23 protein-coding genes are annotated in these 23,841 nt (G+C 68.1%); 13 read left to right on the plus strand and 10 right to left on the minus strand.

Annotated features, from left to right (window positions below; translation table 11 throughout):
• Positions 1-128: 128 nt before the first annotated feature.
• Together fliG and fliF are read right to left on the minus strand one after the other, a co-directional pair.
• A complete protein-coding gene (fliG, locus tag H0X90_RS30545) occupies positions 129-1,124 on the minus strand; it encodes a flagellar motor switch protein FliG (RefSeq protein WP_006484813.1) in 996 nt (331 codons plus the stop codon).
• On the minus strand, positions 1,114-2,877 hold the full coding sequence (fliF, locus tag H0X90_RS30550) for a flagellar basal-body MS-ring/collar protein FliF (RefSeq protein ID WP_006495531.1): 1,764 nt from the start codon (positions 2,875-2,877) through the stop codon (positions 1,114-1,116). The genes fliG and fliF overlap by 11 nt, the downstream gene beginning before the upstream one ends.
• Positions 2,878-3,125: 248 nt before the next feature.
• Between fliF and fliE the strand changes: the two genes are divergently transcribed.
• The 6 genes from fliE to H0X90_RS30580 all read left to right on the plus strand — a co-directional run bounded on the left by fliE (position 3,126) and on the right by H0X90_RS30580 (position 7,244).
• Complete coding sequence (gene fliE, locus H0X90_RS30555) at positions 3,126-3,470, plus strand: flagellar hook-basal body complex protein FliE (RefSeq protein ID WP_006486991.1); 345 nt, start codon at positions 3,126-3,128, stop codon at positions 3,468-3,470.
• 209 nt (positions 3,471-3,679) lie between these two features.
• The gene (gene fliS / locus H0X90_RS30560; RefSeq protein WP_006486995.1) at positions 3,680-4,114 is read left to right on the plus strand and encodes a flagellar export chaperone FliS; all 435 of its coding nucleotides are present in this window, start codon (positions 3,680-3,682) and stop codon (positions 4,112-4,114) included.
• Positions 4,111-4,443: a flagellar protein FliT gene (locus H0X90_RS30565; RefSeq protein ID WP_006486993.1), complete on the plus strand. Its 333-nt coding sequence runs from the start codon at positions 4,111-4,113 to the stop codon at positions 4,441-4,443. Before fliS ends, H0X90_RS30565 begins: the two co-directional genes overlap by 4 nt.
• Positions 4,444-4,575: 132 nt before the next feature.
• A complete protein-coding gene (locus H0X90_RS30570) occupies positions 4,576-5,925 on the plus strand; it encodes a flagellar hook-length control protein FliK (protein WP_077189601.1) in 1,350 nt (449 codons plus the stop codon).
• Complete coding sequence (locus H0X90_RS30575) at positions 5,922-6,239, plus strand: EscU/YscU/HrcU family type III secretion system export apparatus switch protein (protein ID WP_058901893.1); 318 nt, start codon at positions 5,922-5,924, stop codon at positions 6,237-6,239. The genes H0X90_RS30570 and H0X90_RS30575 overlap by 4 nt, the downstream gene beginning before the upstream one ends.
• 270 nt (positions 6,240-6,509) lie before the next feature.
• Entirely contained in the window at positions 6,510-7,244 is a 735-nt protein-coding gene (locus tag H0X90_RS30580; protein WP_077189600.1) for a PepSY-associated TM helix domain-containing protein, read from the plus strand.
• A 57-nt stretch (positions 7,245-7,301) separates the two neighbouring features.
• Here H0X90_RS30580 and H0X90_RS30585 read toward each other — a convergent pair whose 3' ends face one another.
• The 8 genes from H0X90_RS30585 to H0X90_RS30620 form a co-directional block, all read right to left on the minus strand.
• Positions 7,302-8,327 carry an XdhC family protein gene (locus H0X90_RS30585; RefSeq protein WP_006482029.1) on the minus strand — a complete coding sequence of 342 codons (1,026 nt, stop codon included), beginning with the start codon at positions 8,325-8,327 and terminating at the stop codon, positions 7,302-7,304.
• Between the two features lie 252 nt (positions 8,328-8,579).
• Complete coding sequence (locus tag H0X90_RS30590; protein ID WP_006492936.1) at positions 8,580-9,986, minus strand: amino acid permease; 1,407 nt, start codon at positions 9,984-9,986, stop codon at positions 8,580-8,582.
• Positions 9,987-10,202: 216 nt separating this feature from the next.
• Positions 10,203-10,859 carry a response regulator transcription factor RqpR gene (gene rqpR, locus H0X90_RS30595; RefSeq protein WP_006477530.1) on the minus strand — a complete coding sequence of 219 codons (657 nt, stop codon included), beginning with the start codon at positions 10,857-10,859 and terminating at the stop codon, positions 10,203-10,205.
• Positions 10,860-10,866: 7 nt separating this feature from the next.
• Positions 10,867-11,682, minus strand: coding sequence for a quorum system sensor histidine kinase RqpS (gene rqpS / locus H0X90_RS30600; protein ID WP_043204981.1), 816 nt, complete (start codon positions 11,680-11,682; stop codon positions 10,867-10,869).
• 415 nt (positions 11,683-12,097) lie between these two features.
• Positions 12,098-12,868, minus strand: a complete 771-nt coding sequence (locus H0X90_RS30605) for a ferredoxin--NADP reductase (protein ID WP_006482027.1) — start codon at positions 12,866-12,868, stop codon at positions 12,098-12,100.
• 308 nt (positions 12,869-13,176) lie between these two features.
• A complete protein-coding gene (locus tag H0X90_RS30610) occupies positions 13,177-13,992 on the minus strand; it encodes an endonuclease/exonuclease/phosphatase family protein (RefSeq protein ID WP_006482036.1) in 816 nt (271 codons plus the stop codon).
• A 5-nt stretch (positions 13,993-13,997) separates the two neighbouring features.
• On the minus strand, positions 13,998-14,486 hold the full coding sequence (locus H0X90_RS30615; RefSeq protein ID WP_077189599.1) for a hypothetical protein: 489 nt from the start codon (positions 14,484-14,486) through the stop codon (positions 13,998-14,000).
• A gap of 146 nt (positions 14,487-14,632) precedes the next feature.
• A complete protein-coding gene (locus H0X90_RS30620; protein WP_060267893.1) occupies positions 14,633-15,361 on the minus strand; it encodes a nitroreductase in 729 nt (242 codons plus the stop codon).
• A gap of 249 nt (positions 15,362-15,610) precedes the next feature.
• Here H0X90_RS30620 and H0X90_RS30625 point away from each other — a divergent pair, with 249 nt between their 5' ends.
• The 7 genes from H0X90_RS30625 (at position 15,611) to H0X90_RS30655 (ending at position 23,840) form a co-directional block, all read left to right on the plus strand.
• Positions 15,611-16,591 (plus strand): AAA family ATPase, encoded by a 981-nt coding sequence (locus tag H0X90_RS30625; RefSeq protein ID WP_006495523.1) that lies wholly within the window; start codon positions 15,611-15,613, stop codon positions 16,589-16,591.
• Between the two features lie 176 nt (positions 16,592-16,767).
• Complete coding sequence (locus tag H0X90_RS30630) at positions 16,768-17,877, plus strand: NAD(P)/FAD-dependent oxidoreductase (RefSeq protein WP_006489140.1); 1,110 nt, start codon at positions 16,768-16,770, stop codon at positions 17,875-17,877.
• Positions 17,878-18,036: 159 nt separating this feature from the next.
• Complete coding sequence (locus H0X90_RS30635; protein WP_077189598.1) at positions 18,037-18,348, plus strand: high-potential iron-sulfur protein; 312 nt, start codon at positions 18,037-18,039, stop codon at positions 18,346-18,348.
• A 191-nt stretch (positions 18,349-18,539) separates the two neighbouring features.
• Positions 18,540-19,847: an MFS transporter gene (locus H0X90_RS30640; protein WP_006489148.1), complete on the plus strand. Its 1,308-nt coding sequence runs from the start codon at positions 18,540-18,542 to the stop codon at positions 19,845-19,847.
• A 321-nt stretch (positions 19,848-20,168) separates the two neighbouring features.
• Complete coding sequence (locus tag H0X90_RS30645; protein ID WP_006489145.1) at positions 20,169-21,797, plus strand: ABC transporter substrate-binding protein; 1,629 nt, start codon at positions 20,169-20,171, stop codon at positions 21,795-21,797.
• Positions 21,798-21,907: 110 nt separating this feature from the next.
• Positions 21,908-22,918 (plus strand): ABC transporter permease subunit, encoded by a 1,011-nt coding sequence (locus H0X90_RS30650; protein ID WP_006495518.1) that lies wholly within the window; start codon positions 21,908-21,910, stop codon positions 22,916-22,918.
• 4 nt (positions 22,919-22,922) lie between these two features.
• Positions 22,923-23,840 (plus strand): ABC transporter permease subunit, encoded by a 918-nt coding sequence (locus H0X90_RS30655; RefSeq protein WP_006489141.1) that lies wholly within the window; start codon positions 22,923-22,925, stop codon positions 23,838-23,840.
• Position 23,841 lies beyond the last annotated feature (1 nt).

Raw genomic sequence — 23,841 nt, forward strand, 5'->3', positions numbered from 1 at the left:
CTACACCTATTAAGTCGTCGGCAGCGTCAGATGGGTATAAGAGACAGGGCGGGGGCGGCGGCGGGTCGAACGACGCCATCTCCCACCGCTGGTACGCGGTGAGGGTGCCCACGCGATCGCTCGCCGAATCAGACATACGCGTCTTCCGCCTTGCCGCCGATCGCGATCTGGCCGCTCTCGGCGAGGTTGCGCACGATCTGCAGGATGCGGCGCTGCTGCGTCTCGACTTCGGACACGCGCACCGGGCCGCGCGCGTCGAGATCCTCGGCGAGCAGTTCGGCCGCGCGCTGCGACATGTTCGCGAGGAACTTCTGGCGCAACGCGGGCGGCGCGCCCTTCAGCGCGACGATCAGCGTTTCCGACTCGACTTCCTTGAGCACCATCTGGATCGCGCGGTCCTCGAGGTCGAGCAGGTTCTCGAACACGAACATCTGGTCGATGATCTTCTGCGCGAGATCGGCGTCGTACTGGCGCACGCTTTCGAGCACGCCTTCCTCGTGCACGCTCGTCATGAAGTTCAGGATCTCGGCCGCGGTGCGGATGCCGCCCATCGGGCTGCGCTTCAGGTTGTCGCTGCCGGACAGCAGGCCCGTCAGCACGTCGTCGAGTTCGCGCAGCGCGGCCGGCTGGATGCCGTCGAGCGTCGCGATCCGCAGCAGCACGTCGTTACGCAGCCGTTCGGTGAAGCACGACGCGATCTCCGAGGCCTGGTCGCGGTCGAGGTGCACGAGGATCGTCGCGATGATCTGCGGATGCTCGTTCTTGATCAGCTCGGCCACCGCGCCCGAATCCATCCACTTCAGGCCCTCGATGCCGCTCGTGTCGCTGCCCTGCAGGATGCGGTCGATCAGCACGCCGGCCTTGTCTTCGCCGAGCGCCTTCGTCAGCACCGAGCGGATGTACTCGCTCGAATCGAGCGACAGCGCGGTGTGCTGCTCGGCTTCCTTCACGAAGTCCTGCAGCACGTCCTCGACCTGCTCGCGCGTGACGTTCTTCAGCGCGGCCATCGCGGCGCCGATCTTCTGGACCTCGCGCGGCGCGAGGAACTTGAATACCTGCGCGGCCTCTTCCTCGCCGATCGACATCAGCAGCAGCGCGCTCTTGGTCAAGCCTTCAGCGTTCATCGGACACCCAGTTCTTCACGACGGTGGCGACGATCTTCGGATCCTGGCGGGCGATCGTGCGCGCGTAGTCGAGGTTGCGTTCGTAGCGGTTCTTCTCGTTTTCGAAGCCGAGCAGCAGCGGGTCCGGTTCCTCCGCCGCCTTGTCCGGCGCTGGCAGGCCGTCGAGCGCGACCGCGTCTTCCGGCGCCGCGAGCGCCGGCGCGGCCGGCTCGGGCGGCGGGAACGCGCGGCGCATCGCCGGGCGCACGAACATGAAGTACAGCGCCGCCGCGGCCGCCGCGATGCCGAGCCACTTCGCGGCTTCCTTCGCCATCGCGATCATGTCGGGCTGGCGCCACCACGGCAGGTCGGCGTACGGGTCGCTCACGGTCGAGAACGCGCTGTTCACGACGTTCACCGAGTCGCCGCGCTTCTCGTCGTAGCCCATCGCGTCCTTCACGAGCTGCTCGACCTGCGCGAGCTTCGCGGGCGGCAGCGGCTGCATCGTCACGTGGCCCTTCGCGTCGGCGACCGGCTGGTAGTTGACGACGACCGCGACCGACAGCCGCTTCACGCTGCCCATCGGCTGTTCGGTATGGCGGATCGTCTTGTCGAGCTCGTAGTTGGTCGTCTGGTCCTTGCGGTCGCTGACCGGCGTGGTCTGCGGCGCGTTTTGGCCGTTGCCGGCGACGATCGGCGCGGAGGCCGGCTGCGGCGGCGTGTTCGACAGCGCGCCCGGCACGCCCGACGCGCCGCCCTGCGCGAGCTCGGTCGCGCTGCTGGTCTGCTGGCTGCGGATCGCGGCTTGCTGCGGCGTGCCGTTCGGGCCGTAGCTTTCCGACGTCTGCTCGATCTTCGAGAAATCGAGATCGGCGCTGACCTGCGAGCGCGCGTTGCCGGCGCCGAAGATCGGCGCGAGGATCGCGTCGATGCGCTTCTGCGTGTTGTGCTCGACCTGCTGCACATACTTGAGCTGGCTCGCGTCGAGGCCGGAAGCGGACGCGGTCTGGGTCAGCAGGTTGCCGTCCTGGTCGACGATCGTCACGTTCTTGGCCGGCATGTCGGGCACGCCGGACGACACCATCCGCGTGATCGCCTGCACCTGGCCCTCGTCGAGCACGCGGCCCGGGTAGAGGTCGACGAACACCGACGCGCTCGGCGCTTCCTTGTCGCGCACGAACACCGACGGCTTCGGGATCGCGAGATGCACGCGCGCGCCGCGCACGGCGTTGATCGATTCGATGGTGCGCTGCAGCTCGCCTTCGAGCGCGCGCTGGTAGTTGATCTGCTCGGCGAACTGGCTGATGCCGAATTTCTGGTTGTCCATCAGCTCGAAGCCGACCGAGCCGCCCTTCGGCAGCCCCATCGCGGCGAGCTTCAGGCGCGTCTCGTGCACCTGGTTCGACGGCACGAGGATCGCGCCGCCGGCATCGGCGAACTTGTAGGGAACGTTTGCCTGCTGGAGCGCGGCGATGATCGCGCCGCCGTCGCGGTCCGACAGGTTGCTGTACAGCACGCGGTAGTCGGGCGCGCGGCTCCACAGCACGAGCGCGGTGATCGCGGCGATCGCGAACGCGACGGCGATCACGAACGGCAGCTTCGGGTTGCCCTTCATCCGCGAGATGCCGGGAATGCGTTCCGCGAAGCCGCCCAGCCCGAAGTCCGCGCCTGCGCCACCCGCGCCCGGCAACGCGGCGGCCGCGGCGGCGCCGGGCGCCGGGCTGAGGCCCGCGCGGGCGTCTGGGTTGATCAGCGAGTTGGCCTGCGAATCCATGCGTCGAGTTTCTCCGGAGCGGGACGACTGAGCTCGCTCGGACGAGCGGGCGGACAATGACACGATGCGATTATCGTGACCGGGGGCGCACTCCGATCGACCGAAAAGAGCGGGGTTTCCCCCGTACTTTCGCGGCTTTGACGCGCGCCGCGCTGCTATCCTTTTTCGCGATCCGGCATGGTGCGCGTGGTGCGGCGCCGGCGGGTCGCCCGGTGCGTCCGGGTCTCTTCTCTATGTCTGGGGACAGCATGACTGCGAACGTCAGCGGAATCGGTTCGGTGTTGCAACAGATGCAGTCGATGGCCGCGCAGGCGTCCGGCGGCGTCGCGAGCCCGACGGCGGCGCTGGCCGGCTCGGGCGCGGCGACGGCCGGCACGTTCGCGAGCGCGATGAAGGCATCGCTCGACAAGATCAGCGGCGACCAGCAGCACGCGCTCGGCGAGGCGAAGGCGTTCGAGGTCGGCGCGCCGAACATCTCGCTGAACGACGTGATGGTCGACATGCAGAAAGCCAATATCGGCTTCCAGTTCGGGCTCCAGGTCCGCAACAAGCTAGTGAGCGCTTACAACGACATCATGCAGATGTCGGTGTGAGGGGACGGCCATCCGGCGACGCGCATCCGGGGTCATCCGCGGACGGTTCAGGGCCTGCCGAACGAGTCCGGCGAGCCGGCATCGCAGGCCCGGCGGCGGCCCCCCGCACCTAAAGCTTTTCAAATCCCTTCCGATAACTCCGGTGAAGGCCGCGCCGTGCAACGCACGGCGGCGGCTCCCGTATAGCAGGCAATAACAAGGAGAAGCGCATGTTTTCCCCAGGACACGCTGGAGCCAGTGCGTACGCGCGTGTCGGCGTCGAGACCGGGGTGATGGGCGCCTCCCCGCACCGGCTGATCGCGATGCTGTACCAGGGCGCGCGGCAGGCGATCGCGCTGGCGCGCATGCATCTGCAGCAGGACAACGTGGCCGGGCGCGGCGAGGCGATCGGCAAGGCGATCCGGATCGTCGAGAGCGGCCTGCAGGCGTCGCTGAACCGCGACGCGGGCGGCGAGATCGCCGACCGGCTCAATGCGCTGTACGCGTATATCGGCCGGCGCCTGCTGGAAGCGAACGCGCAGGCGAGCGACGCGATGCTGGTCGAGGTCGACGGCTTGCTCGCGACGCTCGAGGAAGCATGGACGGGCATCGCCCCGGAAGTCGCGCGGATGGCCGCGCAACAGGTAGCGGAAGCATCACGATGAATCACAAGGCCGAATACTTCGCGCGTTACGAGGCGCTCGCCGCCGTGTCGGGCCGGATGCTGTGCGCCGCGCGCGGCGCCGACTGGAGCGCGTTGCCGGGGTTGCAGGCCGAATTCATGCAGCTTGTCGACGGGTTGAAGGAGGCCGATCCGGGCGTCGCGCTCGACGAATCGGATCTCGGCCGCAAGCTCGACCTGATCCGCCGCATCCTGGCCGACGACGCCGCGATCCGCGATCTCGCGAGCCCGGACGTCGCGCGGCTGTCCGCGCTGTTCGAGGCGCGGCGCTCGACCCAGGTATTGACCGATCTCTACCGCGCGCGCGGGTAGGGCCGGGTTCCGGGAGACGGGTGCGAAGCGTCCGGGCCCGGTGCCGCACGCGGCGCGCGCTGTTCCCGCAGCGGCACCTGCGTGCCGCACCCGGATTCGCAACGATGTGGCTGATATAAGCAGGCTCCGATCATGACCGGTATCGACTCCGTTGCGGCCGCGCTGCTGGCGAGCCGCCTCGACAGCCTGCTGACCGGCACCGTTTCGGCGCCCGCCGGCGGCGGCGCCACCGCGCAGGTCGGCACGCCGGGCGCCGGCGCATCGTCCGCGCCGCCGGCCGGCAGCCCGCCCGCCGCGCCGCCGGCTTCCACGCAGACCGCGCTGTCCGAGGTCGGGCGCGTGCTCGACGCGATCTCGCGCTCGGGCGGCGATGCGACACCGGCGATCGTCGGCCGGCTGCCGCTGCTGGCCGATCCCGCCGTGCTGCTCACCGATACGCCCGTGCCGGCGCGTGCGCCGGCGGCGTCCGGTCCCGCCGCGCCTGCCACGCCGGCTTCGGCTCAAGCGTCGTCCGCCGCGGCCGCGCGCGATGCGCTCGCGCCGCCGGTCGCGGCGCTGCGTGCGGCGCTCGCGCAGGCCGTGAGCGAAAGCGGCCTGTTCTACGAATCCCATCTCGCACAGTGGCTGGCCGGCCAGCGTCCGCTCGCGGCGCTGATGCGGGAGCCGCAGGCACGCCTCGCGACCGCGCTCGCGCCGGTCGACCCGGAAGCCGTCCCGCACGCATCGCCCGACGTGCTCGATGAACTGCTCGCGCAGCGCCCGCTGCTGCCGGCCGCCGCGCGGGCAAGCGCGCAACCGCCGGCGCAGGGCGGCGCACCCGCGCGCGAGCCCGCGCAGCCCGCACTTGCGGCGGCCCGGCAGGGCGCGTCGCTGCCGTCCGACCCGGCCGATCCGCTGGCTGCGCACGCCGATGCGCGCTGGACGCCCGCGCGTGCCGAGCTGGCTGCCGCGTCGCCCGATCCGCAGCCGCCGCTCGCGACCGTGCATCCGGCCGCCGTGCCGCTCGTTCGGCAACAGCTCGACGCGCTCGCGACCGACCAGTTTCGCTGGACCGGCGAGGCGTGGCCCGGCGCGCGGCTCGACTGGACGATCGAACCCGACGAGCGCGGCCACCGTGCGCCGCGCGGCGGCGGGGACGACGACGCGGGCGACGGCATCGCGTGGCGCACGCGCCTGACGCTGACGCTGCCGTCGCTCGGCACGGTCGATGCCGAGCTGGTGCTGAACGGCGCGCAACTCGTCGCGCGGCTGCGCGCGAACCAGACGGGCGCCGACCGTCTCACGCGTAACGAAGCCGCGCTGCGGCAGCGGCTCGAAGGCTCGGGGCTCAAGGTAGGCGGGCTGTCGATCCGTGCGGTCGACGACGGGCCGGACGGCTTCGACCTGTTCGCCGCGCAGGCGGCCGCCGCCGCGTATGCGCGCGGCGCGGCCGGCGGCGCCGACGTGCGGGTGCCGGGTGACGATGACGAGGCGCTGCCATGAGCACGACGTCCCGCAAGCGTGCGGCCGCGCTCGTCTACGACCCGAAAGGCGGCGATGCGGCGCCGCGCGTGGTCGCGAAGGGCTACGGCGTGCTCGCCGAGATGATCGTCGCGCGCGCGCACGATGCGGGGCTGTACGTGCATACGGCGCCGGAGATGGTGTCGCTGCTGATGCAGGTCGATCTCGACGACCGGATTCCGCCGCAGCTTTATCAGGCGGTCGCTGACCTGCTCGCGTGGCTGTACGCGCTCGATCGCGCCGAACCCGCGCCGGATGACGCCGCGCCGCGTTTCCCGCTGCCGCCGTTGCGCTGAACGGCCCGCCGACGGGCGGCTTATTACGAAATGCTGTCCGATGCTTGCGGGATCATTCTGTCGGTATCTGCCTTCGATCGATCGTCATCGCAAGGCAACGCACGCCTTTCCTTCTCGTTCTCGCGCGCCCCCGGCCTTGTCGCTTCGTATGCATACGGATTGAGCCGGCGGTCGATTTATGTAATGATATCCATTCTCATTTTCATGCTGCCCGGGCGGCGCGCACTCCCTGCGCGCCGCCCGTCGTTTTGAACGAATGGATACTTTCGCGTGAACGCGCCCGAAACGATCGACCCGCCCAAGACGGGCATGCCGCGCGCCGGCGTCACCGTGCTGCACCCGGCGGGCCGCCCGCTGAGCGACGACGAACTGGCCGCGCGCCGCCAGCGCTCGCGTCGTGCGACCTTCATCAAGTGGCTGCGCAAGGTGCACGGCTGGGTCGGGCTGTGGGGCGCGGTGCTCGGGCTGTTGTTCGGCGTGACCGGCGTGCTGCTGAACCATCGCGCGCCGCCGCTGAAGATTTCGACCGGCGAGCCGCAGGTCGAGGAGATGCAGATCGCGCTGCCCGATCCGGTGCCGAAGACGCCCGCCGCGATGACGAAGTGGCTGCAGCAGGAGCTGCATTTCGACGGCAAGCCGGGCCGCATGCGCAAGGAGCCCGCGCAGGCCGTCGCATGGGGCGACAAGCGCGTGATGCAGCCCGAGCACTGGCAATTCGGCGTGTTCGGGCCGCACCAGAACCTGCAGGCCGAGTATTGGGTCGGCAACGGCTACGTGTCGGTGAAGCGCACCGGCAACACGTTTCTGACGACGCTGAACAACCTGCATCGCGGTGTCGGGATGAATCTCGGCTGGGTGCTGCTGATGGATACGATCGCGGGCTCGCTGATCCTGCTGTCGCTGACCGGCGTGCTGCTGTGGACCGAGCTGAACAAGCGCCGCACGGTCGGCGTCGTGCTGGTGGTCGGTTCGGTTGCCGCGGCGCTGGCCGCCAGCCTGACCTGAGCGTGGTTCGCGCCGGGGTAGCGGCCGGCGGGCGTGATCGCCCGCCGCCGCCGCGGGTCAGAGGCCGCAGGCCGCGCCGCTGTTCGCCGCGATTTCGCGCGCGGCCTTCGCGCCTTCGACCTGCAGGATCGTCGGCAGCGACACGTTGTTCTTCGCGGCGGTGATCTCCGCGAGGATCGAGATCGCGATTTCCGGCGGCGTCCGGCTGCCGATGTAGATGCCGGCCGGCCCGTGCAGCCGGGCCAGTTCCACTTCGTTCAGATCGAATTCGCGCAGGCGCTCGCGCCGCGCCGCGTTGTTGCGCCGCGAGCCGAGCGCGCCCACGTAGAACGCGGGGGTCTTCAGCGCCTCCATCAGCGCGAGATCGTCGAGCTTCGGGTCGTGCGTGAGCGCGATCACCGCCGAACGCGCATCGAGCTTCATGTCGAGCACCGTGTCGTCGGGCATCGTGTGCACGACGCGCGTGCCCGGCACGTCCCACGCATCCGTGTATTCGTCGCGCGGATCGCAGACCGTCACCTGGTAGTCGAGCCCGACCGCGATCTGGCACAGATAGCGCGACAACTGGCCGGCGCCGATCACGAGCATCCGGTAGCGCGGCCCGTGGATCGTCACGAGGCGTTCGCCGTCGAACGCGAGCCCGTCGGTCGCCTGCGCGGGCGACAGCGACGCGCGGCCGGTCGCGAGCGTCATCGTGCGCGTGACGAGGCGGCCGGCCTCGACTTCCGCGCACAGTGCGGCGATCCCGCTGTCGCGCGTGAGCGGTTCGAGCACCAGCTGGATCGTGCCGCCGCAAGGCAGCCCGAAGCGGTGCGCTTCCTCGGCGGTCACGCCGTACTTGAGCGCTTCCGGGCGCGCATCGGCCGCGATGCCGCTCGCATGCACGCGGGCGATCAGGTCGTCCTCGATGCATCCGCCGGACACGGAGCCGACCACCAGGCCGTCCTCGCGCACGGCGAGCATCGCGCCTTCGGGGCGCGGCGACGAGCCCCACGTCTTCACGACCGTCACGAGCAGCACGCGGCGCCCTTCTTCGAGCCAGCGCGCGCTGGATTTCAGTACATCGAGATCGACGCTTTCCATCGTTTTTTCCTGTTGCCGGACGGCCCGTCGCGCGGCGCCGTCATTCGATGGCCGGATTATGAACCGCCCGGCGCGCGCGTGCAGGCGGCGCGGCGGCGGGGGCGGGCAAATCCGGACGATCGGGCAAGAGATCGCGACGATCGGACACTGATCGCGCGGCGGCCGAGGGTTCGGGAGAGGGGGCGTGCGGAGCCGGGGCGGTTCCGCGTGGGGTTCGTCATCGCGCGCCGCGGCGGCGCGCGATGACGGCGCTCAGTGCGCGTCGGGGTGGCCGTGCGCGAGCTTCGAGTGGTGTCGCGAGTACAGTGCGTAGATCACGAGGCCGATCACGAGCCAGATGCCGAACGCGGCCCACGTGACGGGCTGCAGGTTCAGCATCAGGAACAGGCACGATGCGACCGCGAGGATCGGCACCACCGGCACGCCCGGGCAGCGGAACGCGCGCGGCAGTTCGGGGTGGGTGCGGCGCAGCACGAGCACGGCGATCGACACCATCGAGAATGCCGCGAGCGTGCCGATGTTGATCAGCTCGGCGAGCACGTTGAGCGGCACGAGCGCGGCGATCAGCCCGAAGAACAGGCCGACCAGCCAGGTGGTCAGGAACGGCGTCGCATAGCGCGGATGCACGCGCGACAGCGCGGCCGGCAGCAGCCCGTCGCGCGACATCGCGAAGATCACGCGCGTCTGGCCGTAGCTCATCACGAGGATCACGGTGAGCATGCCGAGCACCGCGCCGAGATCGATGAAGCCCGCGACCCACTTCTCGCCGGCGACCTGCAGCGCGTACGAGATCGGGTGCGAGATGTTCGCGTACTGGGCCGACGGCACGATGCCGGTCGCGACCGCGGCGACCGTCACGTACAGCACCGCGCACACCGCGAGCGACGCGATGATGCCGATCGGCAAATCGCGCTTCGGGTTCTTCACTTCCTCGGCCGCCGACGACACCGCGTCGAAGCCGATGAACGCGAAGAACATCACGGCGGCCGCGCCGAACACGCCGTTCCAGCCGTGCGGCATGAACGGCTTCCAGTTCGCGGGCGTCACGTGGAACAGGCCGACCGCGATCACCAGCAGCACCACCGACACCTTGATGAACACCATGATGTTGTTGATGCGGGTCGATTCGCGGATGCCGATCGACAGCAGCGTCGTGATCACGATCATCACGAGGAACGCGGGCAGGTTGAACCACGTGGTGACGCCCGGCACCGCGCCGGGCGCGGCCGTCAGCACGGTCGGCAGCGACAGCCCGAAGCCCTGCAGCAGCGACTGCAGGTAGCCCGACCAGCCGACCGACACGGCCGACGACGCGAGGCCGTACTCGAGCATCAGGTCCCAGCCGATGATCCACGCGACCAGCTCGCCGAGCGTTGCATACGAATACGTGTAGATCGAGCCGGCGACGGGGATCGTCGACGCGAATTCCGCGTACGACAGCGCGGCGAGGCCGCAGGCGATCGCGGCGATCACGAACGACAGCATCAGCGCGGGGCCGGCCTGGACGGCGCCGGTGCCGGTCAGCACGAAGATGCCGGTGCCGATGATCGCGCCGATGCCGAGGAAGGTGAGGTCGATCGCGCCGAGCGCTTTCTTGAGCCCGGCGGCTTGCGCGCCGGCGATCATGCGATCGACGTTTTTCTTGCGGAAGAGAGACATTGCGGATGAATCGCCATCGCGCGCAGGCACGGCGCGTTGACTGAGTGAAAACCCATAATTTTAGCTGATTTGGCGTGCAAGCCCCGCTGCGGCGCCGCGGTGCGCCGTGGAATCGTCCGATAAAACAAGCGCTTGCGCCCGGAGCGGGCGCGGTTGGGCGCGGCGCGGCGTGCGCCGCGTCGCGGGATCGGACGAATTCGAATGGGCCGGGGGGGCTCAGGCGCCGGCCGTGGGCGCCATGTCGACGAGCCGGTTGCTCATCACGTAGAACGTGAGTTCCGCGTTGTTGGACAGCCGCATCTTCTCGAGCAGCCGCGACCGGTACACGCTCACCGTCTTCACCGACAGCGACAGCGTGTTCGCGATATCGGTGAGCCGCTTGCCGGACGCGAGCATGCAGAGCGTCTGATATTCGCGATCGGACAGCTTCTCGTGCGGCAGCGGTTCGTTCTCGAACGACACGTATTCGGCGAGCGCCTCGGCCATCGCGGGGCTCACGTACTTGCGGCCGGCCGCGACCTGCTGGATCGCGCCGATCATCTGCGCGGCGTTGACCGTCTTCGACAGGTAGCCGGCCGCGCCTGCCTTCAGCGCGCGCACCGCGTACTGATCCTCGCGGTACATCGAGAACATCAGCACCGGCGTGCGCGTCAGCTTGCGCTTGAGGCGCTTGAGCACCTCGATGCCGTTCGTGTCGGGCAGCGAGATGTCGAGCAGGATCACGTCGAATTCCTGCTTGTCGACGGCCGCCATCGCGTCGCCGCCGTTCTCGGCCTCGGTCACGTCGCGCGCGACGCCGCGGTCGATCAGCAACTGGCGGATCCCTTGCCGGACGATCGCGTGATCGTCCACGAGCAGGATGTTCAGGCTCATCGCGACCTCACGAAAGCGACGTGCGGCGTGCCGCGACGGGCACCGCGAGCAGCGAATCCCACGCGAAGCGCGCGGTGACGCGCGTGCCGCGACCGGTTGCCGGCGTGGCCGTCTCGAAGCTGCCGCCGAACGCCTCGCAGCGCGCGCGCATGCCGGCGAGGCCGTAGCCGCTGCGGCGATTGCGCGCGAAACCGGTCCCATCGTCGGTGACACTCAGCGACAGGTGCGTGCCGTCGGTGACGATCCGCACGTCGACCGACGTCGCGCGGGCGTGTTTCGCGACGTTCGACAGCGCTTCCTGCGCGACGCGGAACACCGCGAGCGCGCCGGCGCCGGCGATTTGCGTGAGGCGCGCGTCGGCCGCGCACACGAAGCTCGTGCGCAGGCCGGTGCGCGCCGCATGGGTGTCGATCCACGACGACAGCGCGCCGACCACGCCTGCGTCGAGCGCCGGCGTGTCGCGCTCGTCGATCAGCCGGCGATTCGCGTCGGTCGCGGCGTCGAGCGCCTGCTGCGCCAGCGCCAGCGCGCGCAGGCAGCCTTCCGGCGCATCGGCCGGCAGCCACGTTTGAACGTTTGCGAGCGCGAAGCGGGCAGCGGTCAATTCGGCGCCGAGCCCGTCGTGCAGCTCGCCGGCCAGATGGCGGCGGGCCGCTTCGTCGGCGGCGAGCAACTGGGCGGAAAGTGCCGCGATCCGTGCGGCGGACGCGTCGCGTTTCGATGCGACGTCGGCCAGGGGCGAAGTCGCGGCGCAGCCGGGCATGCGCTGCCGCGACGGGAACGGGGCGTGGGCGCCCGAGGGCGCGTTAAGCGACGTATCCATGACTCTCCCTGCTGTCAGAAAGCGGTTCAGACACCGGCTGGTTGCGTGCACCGGCTGCCGTTTCGATGACGGTCGCCGCCAGAGAATCGCTCCATGCCGAGGTAACAAAAGTTACGTCTTGTAACACTTGCATCCGACCCTTCCACTCTCATCCGAACGGCAACCACGCGCGGCGAATAATATCTCAAAATTTCTGAAAAGGTCATGTCGGGCGGACATTTAAGGGTAAATGTGAATAATCGGAATGAACCTGTTGTAGGAAAAACACTGACACCCGAACACCGGGCGATGACGTATCCAAATGTAACTATTTGAGATGGAATGGTCCCAGTTTGTTACGAATTCGCCAAGTAGGGACGAAAAAAAACCGGAGCTTTCGCTCCGGTTCTTGATGCGGCACAAATTCGGGGATCGATCAGTCCACGAATGCGCGCTCGATCACGTAGTGACCCGGCGCGCTGTTCTTGCCTTCGACGAGGCCGGCCTGCTTCAGCAGGTCGGTCGTGTCCTTCAGCATCGCGGTGCTGCCGCACAGCATCACGCGGTCGTTTTCCGGCGAGAAGGCCGGCACGCCGAGATCCGTGAACAGCTTGCCCGTCGCGATCAGGTCGGTGATCCGGCCCTCGTTGTCGAACGCTTCGCGCGTGACGGTCGGGTAGTAGACGAGCTTTTCCTTGATGATGTCGCCCAGGTACTCGTGGCCCGGCAGGTCGTGCTTGATGTAGTCCATGTACGCGAGCTCGCCCTTCAGGCGGCACGTGTGGGTCAGGATCACCTTGTCGAAGCGGTCGTAGATGTCCGGATCGCGGATGATCGACATGAACGGCGCGAGGCCCGTGCCCGTCGACAGCATCCACAGCGTCTTGCCCGGCAGCAGGTTGTCGGCGACCAGCGTGCCCGTCGGCTTCTTGCCGATCAGCACCGTGTCGCCCACCTTCAGGTGCTGCAGGCGCGACGTCAGCGGGCCGTTCTGCACCTTGATGCTGAAGAACTCGAGATGCTCCTCGTAGTTCGGGCTGACGATCGAATAGGCGCGCGCGAGCGGCTTGCCGTCGACTTCGAGGCCGACCATCGTGAATTCGCCGTTGTTGAAGCGCAGGCTCGCCTCACGGGTGCAGGTGAAGCTGAAAAGCGTGTCGGTCCAGTGATGGACGGATTGGACGGTGGCGGTGTCGTATTTGCTCATGGCTTTGAAAACGGACGCGCGTGGCGAACGCGTGTAACGGGCCCAAAAACGGGCAAAAAACCGAGTGCGACGGCCCGATCGCGGATCGGCCGGCCGGCGCGTCGGACACGCGCCTTCTCGATGACAGACGTTTGAGGAACTCGTTATTTTACCCTGTTGACGCGGATCGCGGGCTTGACCCCCGCGGCTGCGCGGATTTGGCGCAACAGATCCTTTCAACATGCTTTCCATGATCGGCTGCGCGTGTCACGGCGACTGCGGCGTGCTCCGGCAGCGCCGTGACCGGGGGCGCCGCGGGACCGCGGGCGCTACTGCGGATCGAGGCGCAGGCGCGCGATGTACGGCAGGTGGTCCGACAGCCACGCGGCTTCGCCGGACGGCGCACGCCATTCGAGCGGCGTCAGCCCGCGCACGAACATCTTGTCGAGCGCGAGCGCCGGCGAGAACGCGGGGAACGTGCGGCCCGATTCGCCGAGCAGCGTCGCGACCTCGGACAGCCCGATCTCGCCGAACAGCGCGACCGAATCGTTGCGCCAGTCGTTGAAATCGCCGGCGAGCACGAGCGGATCGTCGCCCGCGTTGCGCACGATCCAGTGCGCGATCCAGTGCATCTGGCGCAGCCGCGCGGCGCGCGTGAGCGCCAGGTGCGCGCACAGCAGCGTGACCGGGCGGGCGCCCGCGAGCGTCGCGCGGGCGACGAGCAGCCCGCGCCGCTCGAAGCGGTGCGCGGAGATGTCCCAGCGGCCGCCGAGATCGAGCGGATGCGGCGACAGGATCGCGTTGCCGTGCCGCCACGACGGCTTGAACACGTTCGGCCCGAGCGCGATCTGCCAGTCGAGCGCCTGCGCGATCTCGGTGGCCTGGCAATGCCACACGTCGTCGACCGTGTCGTCCATCGGCGCGCCGAAGCCCGGTGCGAGCATCGGGCGCGGCATGCGGCGCGCCATCGCTTCCTGCAGGAAATACACGTCGGCGTGGGTCGACTGCATCCAGTCGCGCATCGCGTTCCACGCGGTGAAGCCGAGCGGCGAGCGGCCCTTGTGCAGGTTCCAGCTGACGGCGGTGATTTCGTCGGGCGCGGCGTGCGGTTCGGCGAACGGCAGGGAGAGAGCGTCGGCGGACATGACGCTCAGTCCTTCGCGGCGTGCGCGCGCACGCGGTACACGAGATGCGGATGCTGCTCGACGAGCGTCCAGTCGGTCCACGCCTCGCCGCCGACCGACAGACCGGGGTGGCTCGCGACGATTTGCCGCGGCGACGCGGGCACGCACGGATCGCTGCGCGTCGCGTTTTCGTCGTCGAGCGTTTCCTGCACGTCGAGCCCGAGCGACACGGTGTTCGCGTTGGCGTCGACGGCGAGCGGGGCGACCGTCACCGAGCGCGAGCGCTCGGTCGGCACGACGCGCGCGGCATTGCCGCAGCCCACCGGCACGGATGACGGATAGCGATGGGTATCGGTGCGGGACTGGCCCACGGTGGTGTTTTGCTGGAACGTGTCGATCGTCTGACCGTCGCGCACCACCTGGATTTCCCATGCGACGACGGCCGGCGCGGGGCTCTGCGCATGGGCGGCGAGCACGACGCTCGCAAGCAGGACGGCCAGGCCGTGTTTCAGCATGAAACGTCTCCGGAAACGCGGGATAGCGGGGAACGGACGCACATCTTACGCCCGATCGATTTCGGTCGCGATGTGACGGGACGCGCCGCGACGGGTTCGCAGCACGATGCGGTCCTGCTCGACAGGTAAGGACGCGTCATGCGTTTTCAAGCGAAAAAGCGCGCGAACTCGGCGACGCTCGCGCGCTCGGTGACGAGGCGGTTCTCGATCGCGTCGGGGTCCGCATGGCCGAGCGACATGCCGCAGACGAGCTGCTCGTTGGCCGGAATGTCGAGATGTTCGGCGACGATCCGGTGAAACGGCACGAACGCGGCCTGCGGGCAGGTGTCGAGGCCGCGGGCGCGCGCGGCCGTCATCACGCCTTGCAGGAACATCCCGCAGTCGAGCCAGGCCCCCAACGTCATCACGCGGTCGAGCGTGAAGAACAGCGCGACCGGCGCATCGAAGAAACGGAAATTGCGCGCGTGCTGCGCATGCATGCGCGCCTTCTCGTCGCGGCCGATGTTCAACAGGCCGTACAGGTCCCAGCCGACCTTGCGGCGCCGGTCGATATACGGCGACACCCATTCGCGCGGGTAATAGTCGTATTCGGCGACGTATTTCTCGTCGCGCGCGGGATCGTCGTAGGCCGCGGTGAGCGCGGCGGCGAGCGCGTCGCGCGTGGTGCCCGTCGCGACGTACACGCGCCACGGCTGGATGTTGGTGCCCGACGGCGCGCGGCTCGCGGCTTCGAGGATCGCCTCGAGCGTGTCGCGCGGCACGGGCGTCGGCAGGAATGCGCGGATCGCGCGGCGCGACTTGAGCGCGGCGTCGACGGTATCGACGGAACGGATCGCATCGGCGTCGACGCGCGGGGAGGCAGTGGGGACGGACATCGGCAACTCTTCGGGCGAGGCGTCTGGCGCGGTGCAGGAGCAGCGTGTGCGCGGCGCGCGAACGCCAGCGGCGCGCCCGGCGCGAGCGTCGTGAATTGTCGATCATACGCCGCGGCGCACGACCGTGCAGCGCGGGCGCGCTGTTAGCAGCAGACTCCCCCGGCTGCTTGCTTGCACGGCGATGCGGGATCGCTACACTGAAATCGTAAGGGTCTGATGAGTATGTGACGGCAAGGCAGCGAGGTTGGTATGACGACGGCGATGGTGAAACAGGAACTGGCGGTGGCGTCCTTCAGCACGGTGTACGACCTCGAGCAGGTCGAGACGGCGCTGGGCGACCTGAACGAGAGCGCAAGCGACGCACTGCGCTCGACCTACGAGAAGATGCTCAAGACGGGGAATCTGCGCTTTTGCGTGAAGCCGAACCGGATGCCGTCGTTCGACGCGCTCGGCGAGGCGTTGCCGAATTTCGGCGAGCCGCTCGACGACGTGCGCAAGCAGATCGCGCTGTGTCTCGAAACGGACGACCGGCTCGAACTGATGCCGATCCTGCTGCTCGGGCCGCCCGGGATCGGCAAGACGCATTTCGCGAAGGCGCTCGCGCAACTGCTCGGCACCGCGTACCACTACGTGCCGATGAGTTCGCTGACGGCCGGCTGGATCCTGTCCGGCGCGTCGTCGCAATGGAAGAACGCGAAGCCCGGCAAGGTGTTCGACGCGCTCGTGAACGGCAGCTACGCGAACCCGGTGATCGCGGTCGACGAGATCGACAAGGCCGGCAGCGATGCGCAATACGATCCGCTCGGCGCGCTGTATGCGTTGCTCGAGCACGACACCGCGCGCGCGTTCGTCGACGAATTCGCGGAAGTGCCGATCGACGCGGGCAACGTGATCTGGATCGCGACCGCGAACGACGCGCAGGCGATTCCGGAGCCGCTGCTCAACCGGATGAACGTGTACGAGATCGCGCCGCCCGATGCGGCCGGCGCACGCCGGATCGCGCAGACGATCTACGACGAGATCCGCACGTCGCATGCGTGGGGGCGGCGCTTCCCCGAGACGCTCGGCGACGATGCGCTCGACGTGCTGGCCGCGACGCCGCCGCGCACGATGCGCCGCGCGTTGCTGCACGCGTTCGGCGCCGCGCGGCTCGACGGCCGCGACGCGATCGGGCCGGCCGACATCCGCGCCGACGAAGGCGCGGCGAAGCGCCGGCCGATCGGCTTCTGACGCGGCCACGCGCGCCCGGCCGCGGCGCGCGTGGCATTCGTCGCATTCGTGGCCGCATCGTTGTCTGCGCCACCGTCCGCATCGTCGCGACGCGATACGTCGGCGTTCGGCAAGCGGGCGAACCGGGACGTACAATTCTTCTCTCTCCCTTCGACGCGCGAGCAGCGCGAAAAGCCATGGAGCAGACGGATTGTGTCGTGATCGGCGCGGGTGTCGTCGGTCTGGCGATTGCGCGCGAACTGGCCGCGCGCGGGCGTGAAACGATCGTGCTGGAGGCGACCGACGCGATCGGTACGGGCACGAGTTCGCGCAACAGCGAGGTGATTCACGCGGGGCTTTACTATCCGCGCGGGTCGCTGAAGGCGATGTCGTGCGTGCACGGGCGCGACCTGCTGTACGAATTCTGCGAGACCCATCATGTGCCGCACCGGCGTACCGGCAAGCTGCTCGTCGCGACGAGCGCCGCGCAGGTGAAGCAGTTGAAGGCGATCGCCGCGCGCGCCGCCGAAAACGGCGTGCTCGACCTGTTGCCGCTCACGCGCGCCGAGGCGCAGACGCTCGAGCCCGCGCTCGAATGCGTGGAGGCGCTGTTCTCGCCGTCGACCGGCATCGTCGACAGCCACCAGCTGATGCTCGCGCTGCTCGGCGACGCGGAGCGCGACGGCGCCGTGTGTGCGCTGCACGCTCCGGTCGAATCGATCGACGTGCTGCGTGGCGGCCGCTTCATCGTGCGCACCGGCGGCGGCGCGCCGGCCGAGATCGACGCCACCTGCGTGATCAACAGCGCGGGGCTTGGCGCACAGGCGCTCGCGCGCCGCACGCGCGGCCTCGATCCGCGCTGGGTGCCGCCGCTTTATTTCGCGCGCGGCAATTATTTCAGCCTGTCGGGCCGTGCGCCGTTCTCGCACCTGATCTATCCGATGCCCGATCGCGCGGGGCTCGGCGTGCACCTGACGCTCGATCTTGGCGGGCAGGCGCGCTTCGGCCCGGACGTCGAGTGGTGCGATTCGCTGCGCTACGAGGTCGATCCGGCGCGCGCGGGCGCGTTCTACACGTCGATCCGCGCGTTCTGGCCGGGCTTGCCCGACGATGCGCTGCAGCCGGCGTACGCGGGCATCCGGCCGAAGCTCGCGGGGCCCGGCGAGCCGCCGGCCGACTTCATCGTGCAGGGGGCCGCGCAGCACGGCGTGCGCGGGCTCGTGAACCTGTTCGGCATCGAGTCGCCGGGGCTCACCGCGTCGCTCGCGCTCGCGCAGCGGGTGGGCGACATGGTGTCGCGCGCATGATGCGCGGCCCGCGTCCGTGCGGGCCGGCCGCGCGAAACCCGTGTGAAATCCCTTATCTCCGGCATTTCGGCGCGCACATTTATTCACTTGGGCGTTATTCTGTCGAACGGCCGTCGCCAGAACGGCTTTCAAACCAATAACGTTGGAGCGAGTCCCCCTATGAAAGCAACCCGTCGGAGTTTCCTGATTACGAGTATTGGTGCCGTGTCCGCGCTGGCACTGTCGCGTGAAGCGCTGGCCGATGCGCCGATGCTGTCGGAAACCGATCCGACCGCGGCGGCGCTCGGCTACAAGGCCGATGCCACCAAGGTCGACAAGACGAAGTATCCGAAATACGCAGCGGGCCAGGATTGCGCGGTCTGCATGCTGTACCAGGGCAAGAAGGGCTCGACGTCGGGCCCGTGCGGCGCCTTCCCCGGCAAGCAGGTCGCGGCGAAGGGCTGGTGCAGCGCATTCTCGAAGATGGGTTGAGGCCGGTGCGGCATCGTGCGATGCCGCATTGTGGCGAAAACCGCAAAACGCTCGCTGTCGTTCGATGGCGAGCGTTTTTTATTGCTTGAAAACGGTTCCGGCGCTTTCTACACTCGCTGCACACCTGCGCGGCGCGGCATGCCCGCGCGCCGCGCCGCCCGACACGGCGAATTCACGAGGACGAGGCACGCATGGCGACGATTGCGAATTCAACGAAAACGATCCGGCCCGAGCGTGCGCTGAACCGGCGCGCGGTGGCGGCCGCCGTGATCGGCAATGCACTCGAGTGGTACGACTTCACGGTGTTCGGCTTCATGACGGTCGTGATCGCCGAACTGTTCTTCCCCACCTCCAGCGAATACTCGTCGCTGCTGCTGACCACCGCGACGTTCGGCGTCGCGTTCTTCATGCGCCCGATCGGCGGCATCGTGTTCGGGCTGTACGCGGACCGCGCGGGCCGCAAGGCCGCGCTGTCGCTCGTGATCCTGCTGATGACGGCCGGCATCTTCCTGCTCGCGATCGCGCCGCCCTATGCGGCGATCGGCATCGGCGGGCCGATCCTGATCGTGCTCGGCCGCCTGCTGCAGGGCTTCTCGGCGGGCGGCGAATTCGGCAGCTCGACCGCGCTGCTGATCGAAGCGGCGCCGTTCTCGAAACGCGGTTTCTACGGCAGCTGGCAGATGGCGAGCCAGGCGGCCGCGCTGCTGATCGGCGCGCTCGTCGGCGCGGCCGTCACGCGCGGGCTGTCGCACGACGCGCTGCGCAGCTGGGGCTGGCGCGTGCCGTTCGTCCTCGGGCTGCTGATCGGCCCGATCGGCTTCTACATCCGCCGCCATCTCGCCGATTCCGAAGCGTTCCTGCATGCGCAGCAGAACGCGCGCCGCGCGACGCTCGGCGAAGTGTTCACGCGCCACCCGCGCGAGGTGCTGTGCGGGCTCGGCTCGGTGATCGCGCTCACCGTGACGATCTACGTGCTGATCAGCTACCTGCCGACCTTCGCGGTGAAGCAGCTGAAGCTGCCGTATGCGGAATCGTTCTACGCGGTGATCATCGGCAACCTGCTGCTGATGGTGCTGTCGCCGATCGCGGGCGCGTGGTCGGACCGCATCGGCCGCAAGGGGCTGTCGCTGTGGTCGCTCGTGCTGACGCTCGCGCTGATGTACCCGCTGTTCGCGTGGCTCGACGCGGCGCCGAGCATCGGGCGGCTGATCGCGGTGCAGGCCGTGCTGTCGGTGACGCTGGCAGGCTACTACGGGCCGTTCGGCGCGATGATCGCCGAGCTGTTCCCGGCCAACGTGCGCTCGACCGGGCTGTCGATCGCGTACAACGTCGCGGTGATGCTGTTCGGCGGCTTCGGCCAGTTCATCGTCACGTGGCTGATCAAGGTCACCGGCACGCCGCTCGCGCCGACCTACTACGTGATGGCGGGCCTCGCGCTGTCGATCGTCGCGGTCGCGTTCGTGCCCGCGCGCAGCGCCGACCTCGATGCGCCGGCGTGACGACATGACGATTTGAGGACGGTCATCGAATCGTTTCGCCAAACGCAATGATGTGATGCAGAACGCGGGGAAACGGTGTGTCGCCCCTTCGCGTTCGCACCCGAATTGTTTAGTCGTCGAACGAAACATGCCGCGAAATGGACGGAATTGTCGCTCGCGCGCGTGGTTGCATTTTTTACCCACACTAAAAATCGGCAAAAACCCGGCGGGCGTATAGAAGAGTTTTTTCTCCAGCTTGTTGCAGCATCGTTAGCTCAAGTAATATCCGCGTACGCCGGCTCCCTGGCGGGACCGGTTCCGATCTGGAGACCTGGAGGAAACATGGAATACAACCGTCTGTTGCACACCCTGCGTGTTACCGCCATGGCAGGCGTGGCAGCGGCATCGCTCGGCGTCGCGGGTTCTGCATTCGCACAGATCCCGAACAAAACGCTCGTCTACTGCTCAGAAGGCAGCCCGGCGGGTTTCGATTCCGCGCAATTTACGACCGGCGTCGACTTCACCGCCGCCACGTTCACCGTCTACAACCGCCTCGTCGAATTCGAGCGCGGCGGCACGAAGGTCGAGCCCGGCCTCGCCGAGAAGTGGGACGTGTCGTCCGACGGCAAGGTGTACACGTTCCACCTGCGCCACGGTGTGAAGTTCCACACGACCGACTTCTTCAAGCCGACGCGTGAATTCAATGCGGACGACGTCGTGTTCTCGTTCCAGCGCATGCTCGATCCGAACAATGCGTTCCGCAAGGCGTACCCGGTGTCGTTCCCGTACTTCACCGACATGGGTCTCGACAAGCTGATCACGAAGGTCGAGAAGGTCGATCCGTACACCGTGAAGTTCACGCTGGCCGAGCCGAACGCGCCGTTCATCCAGAACATGGCGATGGAATTCGCGTCGATCCTGTCGGCCGAATACGGCGACCAGCTGATGAAGGCCGGCCGTGCCGCCGACATCAACCAGAAGCCGGTCGGCACGGGGCCGTTCATCTTCCGCAGCTACACGAAGGACGCGACGATCCGCTTCGATGGCAATCCTGATTACTGGAAGAAGGGCGAAGTGAAGCTGTCGAAGCTGATCTTCTCGATCACGCCGGATCCGGGCGTGCGCGTGCAGAAGATCAAGCGCAACGAATGCCAGGTGATGAGCTATCCGCGCCCGGCCGACATCGCGACGCTGAAGGCCGATTCGAACGTCGACATGCCGTCGCAGGCCGGCTTCAACCTCGGCTACCTCGCGTACAACGTCGAGCACAAGCCGGTCGACAAGCTCGAAGTGCGTCAGGCGCTCGACATGGCGATCAACAAGAAGGCGATCCTCGAGTCCGTCTACCAGGGCGCCGGCCAGGCCGCGAGCGCGCCGATGCCGCCGACCCAATGGTCGTACGACAAGAACCTGAAGATGGCGGCCTACGACACCGCGAAGGCGAAGGCGCTGCTCGCGAAGGCCGGCTTCCCGAACGGGTTCGAGATCACGCTGTGGGCGATGCCCGTGCAGCGCGCGTACAACCCGAACGCCCGCCTGATGGCCGAGATGATCCAGGCCGACTGGGCGAAGATCGGCGTGAAGGCGAAGATCGTCACGTACGAGTGGGGCGAGTACATCAAGCGTGCGCACGCGGGCGAGCAGGACACGATGCTGATCGGCTGGACGGGCGACAACGGCGATCCGGACAACTGGCTCGGCACGCTGCTCGGCTGCGAAGCGATCAAGGGCAACAACTTCTCGCACTGGTGCTACAAGCCGTTCGACGAGCTGGTCCAGAAGGGCCGCACGACGACGGGCCAGGACGCGCGCACGAAGCTCTACACGCAGGCCCAGCAGATCTTCGCGCAACAGCTGCCGTTCTCGCCGATCGCGAACTCGACGGTCTACCAGCCGGTGCGCAAGAACGTGGTCGACATGCGTATCGAGCCGCTCGGCTATGCTCGCTTCGACGGTGTCGGCGTGAAGTAATACGGCCCGTATAAGCTGTCGCGAAGACCGGCTAACTCATCCGGCGGCGGGAGGCCAAGAGCTTCCCGTCGCCGGTCGCACATTTCCCACAAGAAAATACGAGACGCATCATGTTCAGATTCGTGTTGCGCCGCGTGGGGATGGTGATCCCGACTTTCATCGGCATCACCATCCTGGCGTTTGCGCTGATTCACCTGATACCGGGCGACCCCATCGAAGTGATGATGGGCGAGCGCGGCGTCGATCCCGCGATGCACGCAGAGGCGATGAAGCGCCTCGGGCTCGACCAGCCGCTGCCGCTGCAGTACCTCCACTACGTCGGCCGTGCGCTGCATGGCGACCTCGGCACGTCGATCATCACCAACACGAGCGTCGGCGGCGAATTCTTCGCGCGCTTCCCGGCGACCGTCGAACTGTCGCTGTGCGCGCTCGTGTTCGCGCTCGCGGTCGGTTTGCCGGCCGGCGTGATCGCCGCGCTGCGGCGCGGCTCGGTCGTCGACCACGGCGTGATGGGCACCGCGCTCACCGGCTACTCGATGCCGATCTTCTGGTGGGGGCTGATCCTCATCATGGTGTTTTCGTCGTATCTCGGCTGGACGCCCGTGTCCGGGCGCATCGCGGTCGAATACGATTTCCCGCACCCGACCGGCTTCATGCTGATCGACGCGCTGCTCGCGCCGGACGAAGGCGCGTTCAAGTCGGCGGTGAGCCACCTGATCCTGCCCGCGATCGTGCTCGGCACGATTCCGCTCGCGGTGATCGCGCGGATGACGCGCTCGTCGATGCTCGAAGTGCTGCGCGAGGACTACATCCGCACCGCCCGCGCGAAGGGGCTGTCGCCCGTGCGCGTGGTCGTCGTGCATGCGCTGCGCAACGCGCTGATCCCGGTCGTCACCGTGATCGGCCTGCAGATCGGCACGCTGCTTGCGGGTGCGGTGCTGACCGAGACGCTCTTTTCGTGGCCCGGGGTCGGCAAGTGGCTGATCGATGCGATCGGCCGCCGCGACTATCCGGTCGTCCAGGGCGGCATCCTGTTGATCGCGACGCTCGTGATCGTCGTGAACCTGGTCGTCGACCTGCTGTACGGCGTGCTGAATCCGCGCATCCGCCACACGAGGTAATTCCATGAGCAATCTGCAAAATACCCTGCCGACCGAATCCGCGCCGGCCGGCGGCCGTGCGCTCGCGCTGCGCGAGTTCTGGGCCAACTTCTCGCGCAACCGCGGCGCCGTCGGCGCGGGCATCGTCGTGATCGTGCTGATCGCAGTCGCCTTGCTCGCGCCGCTGATCGCGCCGCACAGCCCGGTCGAGCAATACCGCGACTACGTGAAGATTCCGCCCGCGTGGCTCGCCGGCGGCAACTGGCAATTCATCCTCGGCACCGACGAAGCGGGCCGCGACATCCTTTCGCGGCTGATGTTCGGCGCGCGGATGTCGTTCTGGATCGGCTTCGTGTCGGTCGTGCTCGCGCTGATCCCCGGCATCGTGCTCGGGCTCGTCGCCGCGTTCTTCCAGAAGTGGGCCGACACGCCGGTGATGCGCATCATGGACGTGCTGCTCGCGCTGCCGTCGCTGCTGCTCGCGGTCGCGGTCGTCGCGATCATCGGCCCGGGCCTCACCAACACGATGTTCGCGATCGCGATCGTCGCGCTGCCGGCCTACGTGCGTCTCACGCGCGCGTCGGCGCTCGGCGAGCTGCAGAAGGAATACGTGACCGCGTCGCGCGTGGCCGGGGCCGGCACGCTGCGCCTGATGTTCTCGCAGGTGCTGCCGAACTGCACGGCGCCGCTGATCGTGCAGGCGACGCTCGGCTTCTCGTCGGCCATCCTCGACGCGGCCGCGCTCGGCTTCCTCGGCCTCGGCGTGCAACCGCCGACCGCCGAGTGGGGCGCGATGCTCGCTTCCGCGCGCGACTACATCGACAACGCGTGGTGGATCGTGACGATGCCCGGCCTGTCGATCCTGATTTCGGTGCTCGCGATCAACCTGCTCGGCGACGGGCTGCGTGACGCGCTGGATCCCAAGCTGAAACGGATGGCATGAC

Origin of the sequence: Burkholderia sp. 9775_39 (assembly GCF_015712225.1) — a bacterium.
In the GTDB taxonomy this organism is placed as follows: domain Bacteria; phylum Pseudomonadota; class Gammaproteobacteria; order Burkholderiales; family Burkholderiaceae; genus Burkholderia; species Burkholderia cenocepacia.

Excerpts from the sequence above, each read along its gene's own strand:
- fliG (WP_006484813.1), bottom strand. The coding sequence starts at position 1,124 with ATGAACGCTGAAGGCTTGACCAAGAGCGCGCTGCTGCTGATGTCGATC.
- fliF (WP_006495531.1), bottom strand. The coding sequence starts at position 2,877 with ATGGATTCGCAGGCCAACTCGCTGATCAACCCAGACGCCCGCGCGGGC.
- fliE (WP_006486991.1), top strand. The coding sequence starts at position 3,126 with ATGACTGCGAACGTCAGCGGAATCGGTTCGGTGTTGCAACAGATGCAG.
- fliS (WP_006486995.1), top strand. The coding sequence starts at position 3,680 with ATGTTTTCCCCAGGACACGCTGGAGCCAGTGCGTACGCGCGTGTCGGC.
- H0X90_RS30565 (WP_006486993.1), top strand. The coding sequence starts at position 4,111 with ATGAATCACAAGGCCGAATACTTCGCGCGTTACGAGGCGCTCGCCGCC.
- H0X90_RS30570 (WP_077189601.1), top strand. The coding sequence starts at position 4,576 with ATGACCGGTATCGACTCCGTTGCGGCCGCGCTGCTGGCGAGCCGCCTC.
- H0X90_RS30575 (WP_058901893.1), top strand. The coding sequence starts at position 5,922 with ATGAGCACGACGTCCCGCAAGCGTGCGGCCGCGCTCGTCTACGACCCG.
- H0X90_RS30585 (WP_006482029.1), bottom strand. The coding sequence starts at position 8,327 with ATGGAAAGCGTCGATCTCGATGTACTGAAATCCAGCGCGCGCTGGCTC.
- H0X90_RS30590 (WP_006492936.1), bottom strand. The coding sequence starts at position 9,986 with ATGTCTCTCTTCCGCAAGAAAAACGTCGATCGCATGATCGCCGGCGCG.
- rqpR (WP_006477530.1), bottom strand. The coding sequence starts at position 10,859 with ATGAGCCTGAACATCCTGCTCGTGGACGATCACGCGATCGTCCGGCAA.
- rqpS (WP_043204981.1), bottom strand. The coding sequence starts at position 11,682 with ATGGATACGTCGCTTAACGCGCCCTCGGGCGCCCACGCCCCGTTCCCG.
- H0X90_RS30605 (WP_006482027.1), bottom strand. The coding sequence starts at position 12,868 with ATGAGCAAATACGACACCGCCACCGTCCAATCCGTCCATCACTGGACC.
- H0X90_RS30610 (WP_006482036.1), bottom strand. The coding sequence starts at position 13,992 with ATGTCCGCCGACGCTCTCTCCCTGCCGTTCGCCGAACCGCACGCCGCG.
- H0X90_RS30615 (WP_077189599.1), bottom strand. The coding sequence starts at position 14,486 with ATGCTGAAACACGGCCTGGCCGTCCTGCTTGCGAGCGTCGTGCTCGCC.
- H0X90_RS30620 (WP_060267893.1), bottom strand. The coding sequence starts at position 15,361 with ATGTCCGTCCCCACTGCCTCCCCGCGCGTCGACGCCGATGCGATCCGT.
- H0X90_RS30625 (WP_006495523.1), top strand. The coding sequence starts at position 15,611 with ATGACGACGGCGATGGTGAAACAGGAACTGGCGGTGGCGTCCTTCAGC.
- H0X90_RS30630 (WP_006489140.1), top strand. The coding sequence starts at position 16,768 with ATGGAGCAGACGGATTGTGTCGTGATCGGCGCGGGTGTCGTCGGTCTG.
- H0X90_RS30635 (WP_077189598.1), top strand. The coding sequence starts at position 18,037 with ATGAAAGCAACCCGTCGGAGTTTCCTGATTACGAGTATTGGTGCCGTG.
- H0X90_RS30640 (WP_006489148.1), top strand. The coding sequence starts at position 18,540 with ATGGCGACGATTGCGAATTCAACGAAAACGATCCGGCCCGAGCGTGCG.
- H0X90_RS30645 (WP_006489145.1), top strand. The coding sequence starts at position 20,169 with ATGGAATACAACCGTCTGTTGCACACCCTGCGTGTTACCGCCATGGCA.
- H0X90_RS30650 (WP_006495518.1), top strand. The coding sequence starts at position 21,908 with ATGTTCAGATTCGTGTTGCGCCGCGTGGGGATGGTGATCCCGACTTTC.
- H0X90_RS30655 (WP_006489141.1), top strand. The coding sequence starts at position 22,923 with ATGAGCAATCTGCAAAATACCCTGCCGACCGAATCCGCGCCGGCCGGC.